The organism is Paenibacillus sp. FSL L8-0644 (assembly GCF_038008165.1).
GTDB classification, from domain to species: Bacteria; Bacillota; Bacilli; order Paenibacillales; family Paenibacillaceae; genus Paenibacillus; species Paenibacillus polymyxa_D.
This window is the reverse complement of sequence record NZ_JBBOYN010000002.1, coordinates 161,063-180,868: the sequence shown is the minus strand read 5'-3', so window position 1 is coordinate 180,868 and position 19,806 is coordinate 161,063. Positions and strand designations below refer to the sequence as shown.

General features: G+C 44.2%; 15 protein-coding genes. 11 read left to right on the top strand and 4 right to left on the bottom strand.

Annotation, left to right across the window (positions count from 1 at the left end):
* Window position 1: 1 nt before the first annotated feature.
* Window positions 2–1,387 carry an MFS transporter gene (locus NSS94_RS25845; protein WP_341040496.1) on the bottom strand — a complete coding sequence of 462 codons (1,386 nt, stop codon included), beginning with the start codon at window positions 1,385–1,387 and terminating at the stop codon, window positions 2–4.
* 110 nt (window positions 1,388–1,497) lie between these two features.
* Between NSS94_RS25845 and NSS94_RS25840 the strand changes: the two genes are divergently transcribed.
* Window positions 1,498–2,385, top strand: a complete 888-nt coding sequence (locus NSS94_RS25840) for a LysR family transcriptional regulator (RefSeq protein WP_039275192.1) — start codon at window positions 1,498–1,500, stop codon at window positions 2,383–2,385.
* 169 nt (window positions 2,386–2,554) lie between these two features.
* Here the strand turns inward: NSS94_RS25840 and NSS94_RS25835 are convergent, their stop codons facing one another.
* Window positions 2,555–3,397 carry a helix-turn-helix transcriptional regulator gene (locus NSS94_RS25835; protein ID WP_341040495.1) on the bottom strand — a complete coding sequence of 281 codons (843 nt, stop codon included), beginning with the start codon at window positions 3,395–3,397 and terminating at the stop codon, window positions 2,555–2,557.
* 149 nt (window positions 3,398–3,546) lie between these two features.
* Between NSS94_RS25835 and NSS94_RS25830 the strand changes: the two genes are divergently transcribed.
* Window positions 3,547–5,607, top strand: coding sequence for a beta-galactosidase (locus NSS94_RS25830; RefSeq protein ID WP_341040494.1), 2,061 nt, complete (start codon window positions 3,547–3,549; stop codon window positions 5,605–5,607).
* Window positions 5,608–5,853: 246 nt separating this feature from the next.
* On the top strand, window positions 5,854–6,126 hold the full coding sequence (locus NSS94_RS26355) for a glycoside hydrolase family 2 TIM barrel-domain containing protein (RefSeq protein ID WP_445671552.1): 273 nt from the start codon (window positions 5,854–5,856) through the stop codon (window positions 6,124–6,126).
* A gap of 390 nt (window positions 6,127–6,516) precedes the next feature.
* Here NSS94_RS26355 and NSS94_RS25820 read toward each other — a convergent pair whose 3' ends face one another.
* Window positions 6,517–6,858 carry a winged helix-turn-helix transcriptional regulator gene (locus NSS94_RS25820; protein WP_029518466.1) on the bottom strand — a complete coding sequence of 114 codons (342 nt, stop codon included), beginning with the start codon at window positions 6,856–6,858 and terminating at the stop codon, window positions 6,517–6,519.
* Between the two features lie 106 nt (window positions 6,859–6,964).
* Here NSS94_RS25820 and NSS94_RS25815 point away from each other — a divergent pair, with 106 nt between their 5' ends.
* The 3 genes from NSS94_RS25815 to NSS94_RS25805 all read left to right on the top strand — a co-directional run bounded on the left by NSS94_RS25815 (window position 6,965) and on the right by NSS94_RS25805 (window position 11,363).
* Window positions 6,965–7,879, top strand: coding sequence for an arginase family protein (locus NSS94_RS25815; RefSeq protein ID WP_341040493.1), 915 nt, complete (start codon window positions 6,965–6,967; stop codon window positions 7,877–7,879).
* Window positions 7,880–8,619: 740 nt separating this feature from the next.
* Window positions 8,620–11,013, top strand: coding sequence for a cellulase family glycosylhydrolase (locus NSS94_RS25810; RefSeq protein ID WP_341040492.1), 2,394 nt, complete (start codon window positions 8,620–8,622; stop codon window positions 11,011–11,013).
* A 245-nt stretch (window positions 11,014–11,258) separates the two neighbouring features.
* A complete protein-coding gene (locus tag NSS94_RS25805; protein WP_023988604.1) occupies window positions 11,259–11,363 on the top strand; it encodes a DUF6254 family protein in 105 nt (34 codons plus the stop codon).
* A gap of 458 nt (window positions 11,364–11,821) precedes the next feature.
* Here NSS94_RS25805 and dapA read toward each other — a convergent pair whose 3' ends face one another.
* Complete coding sequence (gene dapA / locus NSS94_RS25800; protein WP_341040519.1) at window positions 11,822–12,703, bottom strand: 4-hydroxy-tetrahydrodipicolinate synthase; 882 nt, start codon at window positions 12,701–12,703, stop codon at window positions 11,822–11,824.
* A gap of 114 nt (window positions 12,704–12,817) precedes the next feature.
* Here dapA and NSS94_RS25795 point away from each other — a divergent pair, with 114 nt between their 5' ends.
* The 5 genes from NSS94_RS25795 (at window position 12,818) to NSS94_RS25775 (ending at window position 19,752) form a co-directional block, all read left to right on the top strand.
* Window positions 12,818–13,690 carry a LysR family transcriptional regulator gene (locus tag NSS94_RS25795; RefSeq protein ID WP_029518462.1) on the top strand — a complete coding sequence of 291 codons (873 nt, stop codon included), beginning with the start codon at window positions 12,818–12,820 and terminating at the stop codon, window positions 13,688–13,690.
* A 380-nt stretch (window positions 13,691–14,070) separates the two neighbouring features.
* Entirely contained in the window at window positions 14,071–15,093 is a 1,023-nt protein-coding gene (locus NSS94_RS25790) for an NADH:flavin oxidoreductase/NADH oxidase (RefSeq protein WP_341040491.1), read from the top strand.
* Between the two features lie 568 nt (window positions 15,094–15,661).
* Entirely contained in the window at window positions 15,662–16,072 is a 411-nt protein-coding gene (locus NSS94_RS25785; protein ID WP_340885398.1) for a MarR family winged helix-turn-helix transcriptional regulator, read from the top strand.
* A gap of 73 nt (window positions 16,073–16,145) precedes the next feature.
* On the top strand, window positions 16,146–17,909 hold the full coding sequence (locus tag NSS94_RS25780; protein WP_039275165.1) for an ABC transporter ATP-binding protein: 1,764 nt from the start codon (window positions 16,146–16,148) through the stop codon (window positions 17,907–17,909).
* The gene (locus tag NSS94_RS25775; protein ID WP_165150625.1) at window positions 17,902–19,752 is read left to right on the top strand and encodes an ABC transporter ATP-binding protein; all 1,851 of its coding nucleotides are present in this window, start codon (window positions 17,902–17,904) and stop codon (window positions 19,750–19,752) included. Before NSS94_RS25780 ends, NSS94_RS25775 begins: the two co-directional genes overlap by 8 nt.
* Window positions 19,753–19,806: the final 54 nt, after the last annotated feature.

Below are 19,806 nucleotides of genomic sequence, written 5' to 3'. Positions count from 1 at the left end.
CCTATGACTCATGCAATTGCGCTGACTTCTGGTGCCGCCGACTTATGAATACCAAAGACAATGCAATTACCGTGAGGATAATCCCAAGCATTTGAAATCCCTTGAAGCTAAATGTACCTCCCATTACGATAGCTATCAATAATGAAGAGATAATGGTTCCCAGATATCTTGATGTGCTAAATAATCCGGATGCTACACCGATTATTTCTTTTGGAGAACTTTGGAACAGGGCTGCTTGCATACCTACATTGTTCAAACCATTGCTAATACCGAATGCAGCTAGAGCCAAACACACGCTGATAACCGGTGAATTTGGATTCAATGTCACGAGCCACACTGACCCCAATGTCATCAGAATTGCGGATACCAGCAATGCCGGTCTGGGTCCTGATTTATCGATCCATTGTCCTGCAATGGGAGAAGTAATTAGCGAGCACAAGCCTAAGCTTAGCATGAGAATGCCTGTTTGGAACTCGCTGACATGACGTACCATTTGCAAGTAGGACGGAAGCCCGAAAAAGAGCGAGTAATATAGTACGTTAACGAGCATGAATTCGACATTAATCCAAATCATCGCAGGGTAACTGGCGAATGTGCGTAAAGGAATAAAGGGTGATGTCGCTTTTAACTCATGTCGTACGAATGCCCCCAGCGCAATGAAGCCTATCAGCCCGACAATGACATTTCCTAATGAGATATGCCCAGATGATTTTGCCGAGAGTAACCCAACTAGCAGGGCAACCAGACCCAATGTGAAGAGCAGAATCCCTGTTGCATCAATCAAATCAAACCATTTACGAAAAGACATGTTGCGTGCTACGGATGTTGGCAGTTCGTCCTTAGGAATATTCCTCCAAGCCAATACAAAGCTGGCCACCACAAACGGAATATTGATGAAAAAGATAGCAGGCCAATTCCACCAATGAATCAAGACCCCGCCAATAAAGGGGCCAATTGCTGCTGCTCCAGATAGGAATATGGACAAAACAGACAACGCAGTTGCTTGTTTCTCTGTAATATGAATTCGAACAATAGCCATTCCAACTCCAACCATCATGCTTGTTCCGATGGATTGCACAATGCGGAACATGATGAGCCACCCGAAATTTAGTGATAATGGAGCTAATAATGATGCAATGAAGGCTACAACAAGCCCGGTAAGGAATATCTTCCTACGACCAAATAAATCGCTGGCCTTACCCATGACAGGTTGAGCGGTGCTACTTGCAATGTAGAAAGAAAAAACAATCCAGGAAACACCTGTAAAGTCAAGATGGAACACATTTTGTAGACTTGGAATAGCAACTGAAACCATCGAAGAATTTAATGGGTTCAATAGTATCCCTAGACCAACTGAAATCATTAACCACCAGCTGCGAACGCTCATTTCTGGTCCCCCCATAGCGAATTAATGTCATCGTACTTGAAATCGATTATTTATTCCAACGCATTTGATGTTATAATCTCATTGACTTGAGGGAATGAATGGAGGGCATAATGGAACTTCTTCAACTGCAATATTTTCTGACGGTAGCTCGTTTGGAACATGTGACCGAAGCTGCACGAAGTCTGCACGTTACTCAATCGTCGCTGAGCAAAACGATTCAGCGTCTGGAGGAAGATCTGGGGGTTCCTCTATTCGATCGAACAGGGAGGAAACTGCGATTGAATGAGTTCGGAAGCAGATTCCTTCACCGTGCAGAGAGGGCTTTATTTGAATTGGAGCAGGGGAAGCAGGAGCTTAGCGATTTATCCAGCCCGGAATATGGCACTCTCGAATTGGCGGTGACCACCGCAAGCACATTACCCAATATCCTGCGAGAGTTTCGGAAAAAGCGACCTTATATTCATTTTCATGTGCAAATGCTGACCACACAGGAAATGGTAACGCTTCTTCATAGAGGCGAGGTCGATTTTTGCTTGTCCTCACCTCCAATAGAGGGGGATAACATCGAATGCCAGATCGTGTTTATCGACCCAATCCTTGTAGCTGTTCCAAAGGGGCATCGGCTGGCAGATCGAAGCAGTGTAACATTGACAGATCTAAGGGATGAATGGTTTGTTGGTGTGAAGAGAGGCTACGGTACTCGCGATTTAGTGGACTCAGTATGCAAATCGGAAGGATTTGTACCTAAATATGTGTATGAGGGGGATGAACCTGCAAGGCTCAGTACGCTTGTGGAAGCTGAAATTGGCATAGCCTTCATACCAAGCACGGCAAGGAATTCACGGGAACATCTTAGATATCTCCAAGTAGAAAATCACGAATTGGTACGGGAGATCGCTTTATTATGGCATAGGAGTCGGTATATTTCGCGGGCTGCTCTGGAATTCCGTGAGGTAGTTGTAGAATATTTCGGAGCGATATCCAAACAGACAATTTAATCCCAAATATAAGCGAAATAAAAACATTAACAGAAGCGGTAGCGTAGGACATGTTAACCAAACGTCCTAAGCGGCCGCTTATTCTTTTATTCAACTGTCAAATTTGTAATTTCAATTTGTATGCTACCATACACACACGCCCAGCTATTGAAGAAGTTTTGGGATTGTACTAACCCATCCTTCTTAGCTGACGAAACTGCTCCGGTGTGATACCTGTTTGCTCCCGAAACCTCTTGATAAAATAGCTGCTTTGATGAAAGCCAGTTTCCAGTGCAATCTGCTTTACAGTGAGTGCCGTGGATACAAGGAGCTGTTTAGCCAGCGTTATTCGGCATTGAAGCAAATATTGAGCTGGGGTGCTGCCCATGATCTGATGGAAGAGCCGGCTAAAATGAAAGGAGCTATAACCTGACGTCGCAGCCATTGTCTTCAAATCGAGCAAGTTCTGACAATGCATACGAATATATTCCGCCGTATGACGAATCCTCTCGTGGACGGTACCGCCGGGAGAGGTGCCGAAAATTTGGTTGGAATGGTGGACGATCTCCAGAAGAATTTCATAAAGCAGGGAAGAGATCCGTACATCATAGTCGTGACGGTAAGCTTGAGCAAGTTGCAACATTTCTTCCATCAGCGGTTTTAAACGTTCTTGCCGGTGGAGTGAAAACAGATACGGTTCGTGCATACTTCGACCTTGTAATAGCGAATCTACATCCTGCCCGTCAAAATGAATCCATCGGACATCCCAGGGATCCTCGGGTTTAGTTCGATATTGCTGCGTCGTATGCTTTCCAAAAAGGAAGCCCATGCCAGGGGAAAGCTCGATTTCCTTCCCATCATGCACAATAACGCCTTTGCCTTCAAAAATGATATGTAAATTGTATTCTTTCAGTAATCCTGCATTCCTTCGCTCCCCATGATTGGGAAAGTTCTTGTAATGCCCTAGCGATTCGGGAAACAGCATACCTTTATTTAGAATGGGCGAAGGAAGATAACAATCTATTTTAATCATGTATCCATCTCCTTGACTAAGTTAGCAAAAAAGTAATTCAATTAGCAAAATCGAGTTATTCTAATCCATTTTTTCCTATATTACAATAGATACGATTATCAGAGAATAACATTTTTGTACTATTACTTCTACTGAAGGAGAATTGGAGCATGCCGAAATCCTTATCTTTAGATCGCTTTCATTTGGGAGCTTGTTATTATCCTGAACACTGGGACGAATCGTTGTGGTCGGACGATCTCATAAGAATGAAGGAACTGGGCTTCAGCATCATTCGGATTGGAGAATTTGCTTGGTCGATCTTCGAGCCGGAGGAAGGAAAGTTCGAATTCACGCTGTTTGACCGTTTCTTGGAGCAGGCAGACGCGAACGGAATTCAAGTGATCATGGGCACACCAACAGCTACGCCACCAGCATGGCTTACTTATAAGTATCCCGAGGTGCTGAACGTATCCATGGAGGGGGTCACGTTCCAACATGGTCAGCGTCGGCATTATAACTATAGCAGTCCCATTTATTTGGAGCTTTGTGCACGTATTACAAGAGAGATGGCACAACATTACAAAGATCATCCGGCCATCATTGGGTGGCAAATTGATAATGAGCTGAACTGCGAGATAAATGTTTTTTATGCCGAGGCAGATCATCAGGCCTTCCGATGCTGGCTAGAGGAAAAATACGGTACGTTGGAGCAACTCAATAAGACCTGGGGTACTGTATTCTGGAATCAAACTTATGACAGCTGGAAGCAGGTTCATCTAACTCGTCCAACCGTATCCGGGTCAACGAACCCTCATCAGTCTTTGGACGAGAAACGGTTTATATCCGATAACACCATTTCGTTTGCCAAACTACAAGTGGACATCCTTCGGTCAGTGGCGCCTAATCAGTGGGTGACAACCAACGGTGTATTCGGGCATTTGGATAGTCATAGGATGACGGATCAATTACTTGATTTTTTCTCGTACGATTCTTACCCTCAATTCAGTACCATTTATCCGGACCAAGGGGAGATGCCATTGCTGGATCGCAAGTGGGGGCTTTCTTTAAGTAACGTCAGAGGGATGTCACCAAATTTCTGCGTGATGGAGCAGCAATCCGGTCCGGGAGGATGGGTGAACAGGATGGAGATGCCATCCCCGCGTCCGGGGCAGATGCGATTGTGGACCTACCAAAGCATTGCTCACGGGGCAGACATGATTTTGTATTTCCGCTGGAGAACGGCAACGTTTGGTACAGAAATGTACTGGCATGGAATTAATGATTATCACAATCAGCCGAATCGTCGGGTCGCAGAAGCAGGCCGCGTCGGAAAGGAGCTGCAAAAGGTTGGAGGACGGATTCTTGGCAAACGCTACGTGGCAGAAGTTGCTCTACTTCGCGATTATGATAACGAGTGGGATGGCGAGTTGGATAAATGGTATGGTCCCTTGACAAAGCAAAGTGAGCTCGGCTGGTACAAGGCACTGCAGTATGGACATATACCTTCGGATATGGTTACAATCCGTCCGGGTATGGAATCAGAGCAGCTGCGGGAACTGGGAAATTACAAGGTGTTGGTATACACGCATCCGGCGATCCTAAGAGACAGTACAGCAGCTATGTTGCAGAAGTATGTAGAGGATGGGGGCATCCTGATCTTCGGTTGCCGCACCGGTTATAAGAACGAGTTTGGTCACTGCCGTATGCAGCTACTCCCAGGGCCTGCAGCCGAAATGAGTGGCGTTCATGTAGAGGACTTTACGATGGTAAATGGGACGGCATCACCTGTATCGGTGCGGTTTAAGGAACAAGCCCTTGATTTTTGGGCTCCAGACTTCAACGACATTTTGAATGTTCATGCTGATACGGTAGAAGTACTTGCAGAGTACGCATCAAGCTACTATGAAGGAAAACCGGCCTTGACCGTCAATCGTGTTGGCGAGGGACTGGTCTACTATTGGGGCGCAGCTTTTGACTTACCGATAGCGGCTGAGCTTCTAAGACAGCTGCCGGTGGCATCTCCGCTTGCGGGGTGGTGCCAAGCTCCTTCGACGGTAGAAGTTGCTATTCGTGCGGATGTACAAGAAGAGCTGGTATTTCTATTGAATTACAGCGGAGAAACGGCTCAGGTTAAACTGAGTGTGGAGACGGAAGATCTCCTTTCCGGTAGCAAGCTTACTGGTACCGTACCATTGGAACCGTATGGAGTATGGGTATTAAAGAAAGTTTAAAATAAAAAGAGCATCAGCCGCTGATCTTAATCCGAAGATCAGTGGCTTTTTATTGTATTAAGCAAGGGAATAACATGTTGTTTTTGTGTACAAGGTTCGGCTCAATAATCGCTGTCTTTCCTATGGGTTCTTGAACCAGAGAAATCGAACATGATCGGTATTTAATACAAAATTAATAATTTAATACAATATTATTGACGCTTTTTATATTGGTGTGATGTGAAAGGCATGCTCGTCTGGTCGGAAATGGCGTCGACCTTTGAGTTCAATGATCAGGCGGTTAGCCGCTTTACGAAGGAATGGCTGGAAATCGTACCGCAGCAGTACAATCATCCAAGTATCATAACTTGGGTCCCGTTCAATGAATCGTGTGGCATATCGACCATTGAACATGATGTAAGGCAGCAGCAGTTCACGCAAACCATTTATCATCTGACGAAGACGATTGATCCGTATCGTCCGGTGGTTACCAATGACGGATGGGAGCATAGGGTCTCGGATATTTTTAACTCTTCATGATTATGTGGAAACGGGCGAAGAGTTTTTGGGGCGATATCAGGAAAAGGAAAGCATCGTAAACAACAGCATTTCCTTTATTCAGTCGAAGCTTTTATCGAACGTTTCCGTGCAATCACCGGAGCAATTAAAGCGCCCCCCTATCTCTCGGGCTATTGCTATACACAGGTAACCGATGTACAGCAGGAAGTCAACGGGTTGTTGACGGAAGACCGAAAACCGAAAACCGAAGGTTCCGCTTGAAGTGATTCGGGAAATAAATCTGGCTTGAAGCGATAATTAAGATAATAGAATTTGCAGAACGGCTGTATGCTGTCTCTTCCGTTGGAGAATAAGGAATACGGCATCTTCAGCATACTTTTCGCATATAGGCTTTTTAGTAGAAAACTGGATTTAACTATTTTGATTTTTTGTTCCCCACTCACATAACCCTTCCAAAACAGGTAATAGCGTTTCTGCTTTATCTGTGAGACTGTACTCGACTTTAGGAGGAATTTGAGGATATTCTTTTCGATTTACCAGACCATCCGCTTCCAATTCTTTTAGTTGTGAACTCAATGTTTTATAAGTAATAGCCCCTATCTGTCTTTTCAGATCATTAAAGCGAACGGTCCGGTTTTCGGCTAGGAGATAAATAATAACCATTTTCCATTTACCACCAATCAATGAAACTGTATAACCAAAAGGTGTATCTTGAATATTTTTAACTTTACCTTTAAATTCAGCCATACTCATGGTTACAATATCCTTTCGGGTAGTACCTATCAAAATAGTGCGTACTACGTTTTTATTTGTGTTCAGTTTATACTAACCTTACTTTTGAAGTAAAGGAGAGAATAACATGACTAAAAAAACAATACGCCTGTTAATGCCACAATGGCAAGGGGGAAACAATCCTAATTATTCTTTTGGAGCCGAACTGCTTGCTTGGCTAGCTCCGGATAATGATCAACCCCTTATTCATGTTCCAGTTCAAGCTTATGATGGAACTCCACTTGAAAACGAAAACGGTATGAATGGGAGAACACAGCTACTTGAACAATTAGAGGCTGCTCAGCATATCATTGATGCTCATAAGCCAGATCGCATTGTAATGTTTGGTGGTGACTGCTTAGTGGAACAAGCTCCATTTGCCTATTTAAACGAACGATATGGTGGGGAATTAGGTTTAATTTGGATCGATGCTCACAGTGATTTAGTTAGATATGTAGGCTATGATAACGGACATACATTACCGCTCGGAAATCTGTTGGGAGAAGGAGATGAGGAATTCGCAAAGCATGTGAAAATCCCTCTAAAACCAGAAAATGTTTTTATCGCAGGATTAGCAACTCCTACAGAGCAAGAAATAGAAGTGATTTCAGAAGCGTTTCAAAGACTAGGTATAGCACCAACAGAACCAGATACAGAAGTGATTCAAAGACTAGGGATTAGAACTGCAGAAGCTCAAGAGTTAACAAACAGTACTGAATCTATAAAAGAGTGGATTAAAGAAAGTGGCATTAAGCATCTGGCTATTCACCTTGATTTAGATGTGCTTGACCCAAAAGCATTTCGTTCTTTATTATTCGCCAACCCTGAAGCACCTTATAATTATTCTCCTGCGGGAACAATGCAAATGCCCCAACTACTTAATCTGATTAGAGAACTATCTGAAGAAACAGATGTAGTTGGCTTAGGTATAACGGAGCATATGCCGTGGGATTCTATTAATTTAAAAAATCTGCTTGGAGAGATACCTATATTAAATAACTAAGTTCATACACGGATTATAAGAGAACAATGATCTGCTTACAGTTTGTCTGGTTCTACTCCGCTTGTACTTTTCGGAAGCTGCACATTAGGCGAATATCCCCTATAATGGATCTTAAAACTAATTACAGAAGCGTCTTATTATGTAAAAGTACGTTGAAATCGGTTACCCAATAAAGTCGCCATTTTGGCGGCTTTTTTTGTTTTGGATAAAATTTATAGTAAGCCTTCAAAGGTGCCTATAATCTTTATAATGATGGTTTGACACTGAATTAGTGGGAAATGTGGGAAGGCGGTTCACTTGCTTCATTTGCTGAATAATTGATCATTAGCTCATAGTCTCTTTAAAAAACGTTTCTTTTAGGGAGTTACAATAACAGCTATTAAATAATTTGCATGATTCAGGCGCATTGTTATGAGTTTTTCAAATAGATTTTAAAACTTTTTATTAATCAAGGAATAGTGCTGGAGGACAAAAATATATATGCTTTAGGTCGCTTTGATGAATTTTATCTCTGGAGGACGATATAGAAAATCAATCGAAGCGAAATAAGTGATGCAACTCTAAATGAAAGCGGTTAAAGGAGGAGCCTTTATTAAGCCTTTGGGATGAAGATTTGAATAGAAAACTATGAAGGGAGGGTCGACCTAGAAAAGACAATTTAGGTAAATTAGTGAACTTCAAGATGAATAATACAGGACTAATCAAGCAGTTGTTTATTTATATGAATTGGAGGTTTTGAGATGAAAAAAACCATAACATGTTTGATTTTGTTTGGTCTGCTTATTAGTCTGTTGCCGATCAAAAATGTGAGCGCTTCCGAAAGCCTTGTTCTCACCAAATCGGCAACTGCAAGCTCCGTCGAAGATTCGAGTAAGGCGGCTGATTTTGCGATTGACGGGAATTCGCTAACTAGATGGTCTTCACAATATTCAGATCCACAGTGGATAAGTGTAGATCTCGGCAATACTACCGAAATCAATGGGGTTACGCTTAACTGGGAAGCGGCTTATGCGAAGTCCTTCCAAGTTCAAACATCAACGGATAATGATCATTGGGCTACCGTCTATTCCACTACGACTGGAGAGGGAGGAATCGAGAAGATATCTTTCGAAGCAACAAACGCAAGGTATGTAAGAATGAACGGCATCGAAAGGGCTACTGGCTACGGATATTCCCTCTGGGAATTCGAAGTGCATTCAGCCGACGAACCGGGGGATAACACACCTCCAACAGCGCCCTCCGGCCTGACTAGTTCCTCTATATCTGATACGACGGTAAGCTTAGAGTGGACGGAATCTACAGACAATGTAGGGGTTGCCGAATACGACATCTACAACGGATCAAACCTCATAGGCTCCAGTGCGTCTACGTCCTTTATCGTTACCGGCTTAACAGCTAACATGGCGTACAGCTTTTATGTGAAAGCCAGAGATGCTGCTGGGAACGCGTCGGCTGCAAGCAATGTGATTGATGTGAACACTAGCGCATCCGACACAAGTATTGTTTCAGGTGAAATTTATAAACTAACAGCACAACATAGCGGAAAAAACCTAGAGGTAGCAGGAAACTCCACTGCCGATGGAGCCAAGGTGCAGCAGTGGACGGACAGCGGCAGACCCCAGCAGAAATGGAAAGTGATCGACGTTGGCGATGGATACTATAAACTGATTGTGCAATCCAGCGGTAAAGCATTAACAGTAGCTGGAGGTTCTCTCGAAGATGGTGCTAATGTGCAGCAATGGACAGACAACGACTTATCTAATCAAAAGTGGAAGATTATTAGCGTCGGCGGCGGATATTATAAGTTGCTCGTTAAATCTAGCGGTAAAGCGCTGGATGTAATCGGGGGTTATACTAATGATGGGGCAAATGTACAGCAATGGGTGGATAACGGAAATGATCAGCAGAAATGGAAGTTTACGCTTGTCGAATCCACCGCTGATACGACAGCACCAACGGCACCAGCGAACCTGAAAAGCTTTTCCAAAACAAACACTTCGGTAAGTCTTATATGGGATGCTTCAACAGACGATGTAGGGGTTACCAGCTACGATGTGTATAATGGAACAACATTAGTCGATTCAACCGACACGACAAGTTATACGGTGACAGGACTTACCGCCAATACAACGTATAGCTTCACAGTAAAAGCCAGGGATACGGCAGGGAATGTTTCAACAACAAGCAATATCACAAATGTGACGACAAATGCTACCTCTGAGAATACAGGCTTTTATATTAACGGAACAACGCTGTACGATGCCAACGGAAATCCGTTCGTAATGAGAGGAATCAATCACGCTTATACATGGTATAAGGGTCAAGAGTCAGCAGCGATCCCTGCCATTGCGAGAACGGGAGCGAACACCATCAGAATCGTACTGTCGGATGGTCAGCAATGGACAAAAGACAATCTGTCTGAGCTACAGAATTTAATCACTTTATCAGAGCAAAACAAATTGGTTGTTGTCCTTGAAGTACATGATGGTACAGGGTCTGATAGCGCTACTGTATTGAATAATATTGCGAATTACTGGATTGAAATGAAAGGTGCACTCATTGGAAAAGAAAGCACCGTTATCCTCAATATTGCGAACGAATGGTATGGAACATGGGATGGCGGAGGCTGGGCGCAAGGCTATAAGTCTGTTATACCCAAGCTTAGAAATGCCGGCATCAAAAACACAATCATGGTTGACGGAGCAGGATGGGGACAGTATCCGCAATCTATTTTTGACTACGGAACAGAAGTCTTTAATGCAGATCCGCTAAAAAATACGATGTTCTCTATTCATATGTATGAATATGCCGGTGGAAATGCTGCTACAGTAAAAAGCAACATGGATAATGTACTGAATAAAAATCTGGCTCTCGTGATTGGCGAATTCGGCATCAAGCATACGAGCGGTGATGTTGATGAGGCTACCATTATGAGTTACGCTGAGCAAAAGGGAGTAGGTTATCTAGCATGGTCTTGGAAAGGAAACAGCGCGGGTCTCGATTATTTGGATATGGCTACTGACTGGGAAGGAACAAGTTTTACGGAACAAGGTCGTATTATTATTGAAGGTCCCAATGGTATTAGGGCGACATCGAAATTAAGCACAGTTTATAGCGGTTCAGCCGACAAATAGCCTTCTTCCGCTCCTTCCAATCTTGCGGGCGCAGTTATATGTACTAAATCCTCTTATCGCAAGGTAAAGGCCGATTCCACATGCAGCTACATTTCTCGCCTCCAAGAAGGCTAGTTGGCTTATCCAGATTGCACCCTGAGTTATTACAAAAATCCAACGAATTTAGTTTTATGAATGAACAGAGCTGAGAAATGACAACTTAAGAAAGTAGTATACATCACAATTTCCAAAGGAGGATATCTGTTATGGCTCACCAGAAGAAAAGGAAAGAAGCAGCCTGGAAGTCACGAAAGCAAGAACAGCATCCCCATGGTAAAGTCAAATCGCTCAAGGAGTTGTCCAGCGAATAGGATTGAGGAGTATACTGCGTAAAAGAGAAGAGCTGTCGATGAAATTCATCGGCAGCTTCTTTTTGCAATAATTTCGCTTACACAAAGAATTCCCTTAATGCTGCAACTGGATTTACTAGGAACCATCCAGCTATTGCTTGTAAGCTTTTCAGATTGAGGGACTTGCAAAAAATGTATCTTGATGACAGACAGTTAGGATTGGTTGGGGATCAAGCAACGCAATGATCTTTCGGACATTTTAAGCTCAATAGAAGACACGTCTTCAATCATCAAATTGCTATGTGTCACATTCATCTTCACTAATTTTAGACCAGTAACTTATAGCGTTCTAGTATAGAGAGTATCTTCTTAAATTCGTTTTTCAGAAGGGTGTCAGTTCCGGCTAAAAAATGAAGCATCTCCTGACTAGGAGATGCTTCTTCTACGTTATAATTGGGTAGTCTGAGATAAGCTGATTATCAGGATACGATTGAATTCAGGAGACCCTGCTTCACCTGTTCTGACAGTGGCATGAGTGGCAGGCGCAATTGCTCTGCGGCAATAATCTCTTGCTGGGTAAGCCACCACTTGATCGCGGCCGGGGCTGGTTCTGCAAATACATGCTGGATCAGCGGTTCCAGTAGCTTAAAACTGTCTCGCGATCCGTTCATGTCGCCAGCTACAAAACGTTGGTACGTATCCACATACTTCTGGATATTGAGATGAGCGGATGCAAGCATACCGCCGGCAGCTCCCTGACATAGCATGGCATGGAAATAGGCATCCTCTCCGCAGAGGACAGGCTTGGTCTCGTACTGGGTCAATTTTAAGAGCAGATCAAGACCGCCCGTGCTGTCCTTGAGCCCAATTACGCCATCCAGGTCCAGCACCTTGCGTATGGTATCTATTGTCATGCGACTGCCCGTGCGAACCGGAATCTCATATACAAGCACAGGCAGGCCTACACGAGATACGACACGGAAATGCTCCAAGATCCCTTCCTGCGTCGGTCGGTTGTAATACGGAGTGACCACCATGGCTGCATCCGCTCCTAATTCAGCCGCCATTTCCGTCCGATGCACCGTTGAATAGGTATCGTTCGTTCCCGTGCCAATGACGATCGGAATGGTTTTGTTCATGCTCTTCAGAACATCCTGCGTCACCTGTACCATTTGCTTCACTTCATCCCAGGATACGGTTGGCGACTCTCCTGTCGTACCGTTAACAACCAGTCCCTGAATGTCATGACCTGCAAGATAGGTAACATACTTCCGGTACGAATTGATGTCCAACTTATAGTCACGCGTAAAAGGTGTAATCAGCGGTATGAAAATCCCATGAATATGTTGTTCGTTCATCATCATCATCAGTTATCCCTTCCCGTTGAATTAAATCTAATGTAACATAGGAGACAGCATCGGAGTTATCTATAATAAGCGATGATTCTAATCAAAATTTTTGATGGGGTGGCCAGAATGGATTTCATTTATCTTCAGACATTTCGGGAAGTTGCTATTCGTGAAAGCTTTACGAGAGCAGCAGAAGTGCTCGGTTACGCACAATCCAGCGTCACGACCCAGATTCAGAAGCTGGAGAAAACGTATCAAGTCAAATTGTTCGAACGCTACAGCAACAACAAGATTCGTCTTACCTCTGCCGGGGAAGAACTGTTCAAGCTTGCTGGACAAATGCTGGAGCTTTTCGAGCAATCGAAAGAAAAATTGGCCAAGCAGGGCGGCGGCTCTATGACGATCGGTACTATGGATTCCATCGCTTCGTATTTTCTGCCGCCGTTTATGCAGGCGACTCGCAAAGAATACCCTGATCTGAACATACGATTGCATACGGATCGCGAAGAGATGATTTTGCACCAGGTCAGGGAAGGGGAGGCCGATGTTGGACTGATCCTCGCGGACGATTCAAGCAATCCGGCCTTGCAGTGGATTACGATTCGAGAAGAACCGCTTGTGCTGATTGTCCATCCGAACCATCCGCTTATCGCTAAAGAGCGAATCGGCCTGGATGATCTGGTGGATGCGGAGTGGATTATGCCCGAGCATACGTGCAACTACAGACAACTGCTGGAGAGAGTGCTTCGAGCAAATGGAATCACCTATCGCGTAAGCCTAGAGCTGGGTAATCCGGAAGCGATCAAACGGAGCATCAAGACTGGAGAGGGTATATCCATTCTACCTCTAATGGCTGCGCTGGAGGAGATTGAACGGGAAGAGCTGAAGGTGTTACCCTTTGAGCATGCCGAGTTCAAGCTGGAAATTCAGCTTGTTCTTCATCCCAAGAAGTGGGTGTCCAACGCATTGAGCTTTTTTATGGAGAGCATGAGAATGTAGATTTTCCTCCACATCAAAAATTAATATACAGTACGAGCGCTTCCTAGTGGAAACCAGAAGCGCTCACAGTTTATTCAAATCATCCACGTATTTTTTTGAAAAATAAGCAATCAAAATGTGCATTAATTAATTTGAAAAGCGGGATCACTATGAAGAATAGCGTATGGCTCCGATGACTACGTGGTCAGGCAATGCCGGTTTTACGATATAGACGAAGAAGTAGCTTACTATAACAAACGAGTAAATGACGTAATCTTACTTTGAAGAGTCTGAAATCATGCTTAGAGTTGACAAATGAAACAAACATGTTAGTATATATGCGTGTGCATGCATTTTGTTGTTGTATTTCCTAATATAACTCAGAGAGGAGTCTTTCTCACATGAAAGATTTATTTAGTCCCTATACAATTAAAGGTTTGGAATTGAAAAATCGCGTAGTTATGCCTCCAATGTGCCAATACTCGGTTGACCAAAAGGACGGGGTTGCCACAGATTGGCATTATATGCACTACGTTAGCCGTGCAGTAGGCGGAGCTGGTTTTATCATAATTGAAATGACAGATGTAGAGCCGGATGGTCGTATCTCCGATTTTGATCTTGGTTTATGGTCAGATGAGCAGATTCCTGCTCTCAAACGGATTGTAGATGCTTGTCATAGCTACGGTGCCAAAGTGGGAATCCAGATCGCGCATGCCGGACGCAAGGCGGAAGATGCTGAAGTTCCTGTAGCACCATCTGCTATTGCATTTGATGAAAATTCAAAACAACCTCGCGCGCTTACAACAAAAGAGGTTAAAGGCCTGGTTGAGAAATTTCGTGCTGCTGTAGCTCGCGCTGTCAAGGCTGGATTCGACAGCATTGAAATTCATGGTGCACATGGCTATTTGATTCATCAATTTCATTCGCCGCTTACGAACAAACGGGAAGATGAATATGGTAAAGACCTTACCCTTTTTGGTCGGGAAATCATCCAGGCAGCGAAGGGTGAAATGCCAGAAGATATGCCGCTCTTGATGCGTATTTCTGCCAAAGAATACGTAGAAGGTGGATATGGTATTAAGGAAAGCATTGCTTTTGCCAAGGAATATCAAAAGGCAGGAGTAGATATGTTTGATATTTCATCTGGCGGTGAGGGACCTATAGCTGCATGGGGCAGACCAGGAACTCACGCAGCGTATCAAGTCCCCTTAGCAAAAGAGATCAAAGAAGCTTTGGATATTCCGGTGATGGCCGTTGGAAGACTAGAAGATCCAATATTGGCGAATGCAGTTATCGGAAATGAAGAGGCCGATCTGGTTGCTGTGGGTAGAGGGATGTTGAGAAATCCTTATTGGTCACTGGAAGCCGCATCAAAATTGAAAAAAGAAACTGCAATCCCTACACAGTATACTACAGGGTTCTAAGACTGAGCTCTTGCTAATCATAATTGGCCTGTCAAAGTTAAAATGGTGATGAACCGTTAGCTATATTTGACCAGGAAAAGATTTTAAGACCGAATGCAACGATAAAAGACTTTGAAATGGTCGATTAAGCGAAAAAAGTACGTCCTTTAGACCTTCTGTAAAGTACTCTATCAAGGTACTCTACAGAAGGTCTAATTCAATGAACTATGCGACCACAGAGAGCATGTCAGAGGAAGATACATAAGATGAGACTCGGTTTTAGCTCTTAGGTGTTGTGATATGTGGCACTATAAGATGGTTATTCATACCATGGACGTTACAAAGCAATGTAGCTTCCAATGTTAGAAGTGAAGGTTGGTAAAAGCCTTGCAAACCACTCCTCGAGTTTTTGGCATGTCCATTGAACTTTTTGTGTGGAAAATTTGGTGAAAATACAAGCTGGTTACGGACGTTTTTTTGTATTCCATATTTTCTCTAATTGACTTTGTAGCCCGATATTATTATTATCTTATACTATAAGATTAATTATCTCATACTATAAGGTATTAGCGAGAAGGTGTTGTGACCATTGGATTATAAAGCATTAGCGACAGAACTATTCGAGTATATCGTCAAATCGCGGAAACCAGCATTAGAGGAACGAGGGCACTTCTCACGTGGCGAAATGGGGATTCTCATTTGTCTGAATTTCAATAAGGACGGAGTTACCTCTGGCCACTTGAGCGAATATTTGTCCGTCAGTACGGGACGGGTAGCAACGGCACTGAAGAGCCTAGAGAAGAAAGGACTAGTTGTACGACGTACTGATGTCAATGACAAACGTAAGGTGATTGTATTCATTACGGATACAGGTAAGCAATTTATGATTGATAGGCATAAGGAAGGAATCGCATGGACCGAGAATGTTCTTCGAAAGTTAGACGAACAGGATGCCAAAGAACTGATCCGGCTCATTAAGCTTATTGTCTCTAGAAGCTGAATTTCTATGCAGACGCAGGAGCACCATACTTCACCAGACATCAAAGACTATCAGATAAAAGGAGAGCAACGGAATGCTAAAGATATTCAAATATCTCAAAAAAAATGAATGGATGCTCGTGCTTTGCAGCCTGGCTTTCATCGTTGTGCAGGTATGGCTTGATCTGAAGCTACCTGATTATATGGCGGAAATTACGACCAAGCTGCAAACAGAAGGAACACCTATGTCCGAACTGCTGATTCCCGGCAGTTACATGTTGTTTTGTGCCGTCGGCAGTATGATTGCATCTATTATTGTCGGCTATTTTGCGGCAAAGGTCGCGGCAGGGCTGGCCATGCGTCTGCGTGCGATGGTCTTTGACAAGGCCTTATCTTTTTCCATGGAAGAGATGAACAACTTTTCAACAGCCAGCCTTATCACCCGCTCCACGAACGATGTTACCCAAATTCAAACGGTGGTTGCGCTGGGGCTGCAGGTGATCATCAAGGCGCCGATTCTGGCCGTGTGGGCCATTGCAAAAATTGCGGATAAAAACTGGCAGTGGACCGCCTCTACAGGAGTGGCTGTGGCTGTCCTGATCCTGATGCTGAGTGTCATTGTTATTTTCGCTCTTCCGAGTTTCCAAAAAATCCAACGTCTCACCGATAATCTGAACAGAGTAACACGTGAGCATCTGACCGGGCTTCGGGTGGTGCGCGCTTATAATGCAGATCAGTATCAGGAGGAGAAGTTCGGGCAGGCTAATGCCGAATTGACGAATACAAACCTGTTTGCGAACCGGTTAATGGCAATGGTTGGCCCGGGTATGACCTTTATTATGTCGGGTCTGAGTGTCTCGATCTATTGGGTTGGCACTTACCTGATTAACGGAGCGGCCGTGCCGGACCGCATTACGCTATTCTCTAATATGGTCGTATTCTCCTCTTATGCGGTGCAGGTGGTCATGGCCTTTATGATGGTAAGTATGATTTTCTTCCTGATGCCTCGAGCTTCGATTTCTGCCAAACGGATCATGGAGGTTTTGAATACCGAATCCAGTATCGTTAACGGGCATGAGACGACTGGAGAAGAAAGCGTTATGGGGCAAGTGGAATTCCGTAATGTCAGCTTCAAATATCCGGACGCGGAGGAGGCCGTGCTTCGCAATATTAGCTTTACGGCGAAACGAGGCGAGACGGTTGCCTTTATTGGCGCTACAGGCAGCGGCAAAACCAGCGTGATCAATCTAATTCCCCGCTTCTATGATGTGACCGAGGGAGAGGTACTCGTGGACGGTGTGAATGTCAGGAACTATAATCAGCAGGCACTCCATAACAAAATCGGATATGTTCCCCAGAGAGCTGTACTGTTCAACGGTACGGTGGTATCCAACGTTTCGTATGGTGTTAACGGAAGAGCAGGAGCTTCAGAGAAACTCGTCAAAGAAGCCGTTGGTATTGCTCAAGGAACGGAGTTTGTTGAAAAAATGGATGGTCAGTATCAGGGTAGAATTTCGCAAGGTGGAGCGAACGTGTCCGGTGGTCAAAAGCAACGGCTGTCGATTGCGCGTGCCATCTACCGACAGCCGGAAATTTATATTTTCGATGATTCCTTCTCGGCACTAGATTACAGAACAGATCGGATTCTGCGCTCCGCTCTCAAAAAAGAAACCGGCCACGCTACGACACTTATTGTTGGTCAGCGCATAGGCACTATCAAAGACGCTGACCGAATTATCGTGCTGGACCAGGGGGAGATTGTAGGGAGTGGCACGCATGAAGAGCTGATGACGAACTGCAGCACCTATCAGGAGATCGCATATTCGCAGCTTTCGAAGGAGGAACTCATACATGGATAAGAATGAACACACCGTCGACAGCCAGCAAATGAAAATGAATCAGCCAGGTCCCATGGGCAAAGGTCCCGCGGGGGGCAGGGGTGGTGGTGAAAAAGCAAATAATTTTAAAAAGACCATCAGCCAGCTTGCATCCTACAGCAAGGCCTATGTGCCTATGATTATACTCGCTATGGTACTGGCCCTGGTCGGCTCTACCCTCAACGTGATTGGCCCAGATAAGCTCAGTGATATTGCCAACCTGATTCAGGAAGGAATCGTAACCGGGATTGATGTAAGTGCTGTTCAGAAGATTGTTTTTGTATTAGCGCTTTTATATGGATTTGGTCTTATTTTTAACTATTTTCAGGGCTTCATTACAGCAACCGTCTCACAGCGTCTTACAAAGAAGATGCGAACAGAGCTGTCTCGAAAAATCGATCATATGCCTTTGAAGTATTTTGACTCTACGAGTTACGGTAATGTGCTTAGCCGCGTAACCAACGATGTCGATACCATCGGACAAACGCTAAACAACAGTCTCGGCACGCTTGTTAGTGCGCTGGCCACTTTCGTGGGAGCCTTGATTATGATGCTTTATACGAACTGGATCATGACCGTTACCGGAATTGTAGCTACGCTGATCGGCTTTAGCCTGATGAGCGTGATTATGAAGCATTCACAGAAATACTTTGTAGCACAGCAAGCGGAGCTTGGCCAGATCAACGGTCATATCGAAGAAACCTATGCTGGTCATAACGTAGTCAAGGTCTATAACGGGGAACAAGCAGCCAAGGAGGTGTTTCATGGCATTAACAGCCGCTTATATACAAATGCATGGAAGTCCCAGTTCATGTCTGGTCTGATGATGCCAGTCATGATGTTCATTGGAAATTTTGGTTATGTCGCGGTCTGTGTTGTGGGAGCTTTGCTGGTCAACCAACAGACTATAACCATCGGAACTATTGTCGCCTTCATGGTGTATATTCGTCTATTTACACAGCCCTTGTCACAGTTGGCGCAGGCAGCAACCAATTTGCAATCGGCTGCTGCTGCCAGTGAACGTGTATTCGAATTTTTGGGTGAAGAAGAATTGGCGGATGAAAGTGACAAGACTATGAAGCTGGATAACGCCAAAGGGGATGTTGAATTCAAACATGTTCGTTTCGGTTATAACGAAGACCATATGATTATCAAAGACTTCTCTATGAAAGCTGAAGCTGGTCAGAAAGTCGCCATTGTCGGTCCGACAGGCGCTGGTAAGACCACGCTCGTGAATTTACTCATGCGGTTTTATGAGCTGAACGATGGAGAAATCTACATTGACGGAACCCCGATCAGCCAATTAACGCGTGAGAATATTCATGAATTATTCTGTATGGTGCTTCAGGATACCTGGCTGTTCGAAGGAACGATTCGTGACAATATCGTCTTTTCCAAAGATCATGTTACTGATGAGCAGGTAGAAGCTGCATGTAGAGCGGTGGGACTGCACAGTTTCATTAAAACACTGCCGCAGGGATATGATACAGTTCTGGATGACAAAGCCAATCTCTCTGCGGGTCAAAAGCAATTGATTACCATTGCAAGGGCGATGATTGAAGATTCACCTATGCTCATTCTGGATGAGGCCACAAGCTCGGTCGATACGCGTACGGAATTGCTGATTCAACAAGCGATGGATCAGCTGACTGTGGGGAAAACCTCCTTTGTGATTGCTCACCGACTTTCGACGATCAAGAATGCGGATCTGATTCTGGTCATGAAGGACGGTGACATTATCGAAATGGGTAACCATGAGGAATTGCTAGCAAAAGGCGGCTTCTATGCCGATCTATACAACAGTCAGTTTGAACATGCGTCCTAAAAAGTAACTGCTTGAAAGTATAATGAATATCCATATAGTTCCAACTTAATTAAC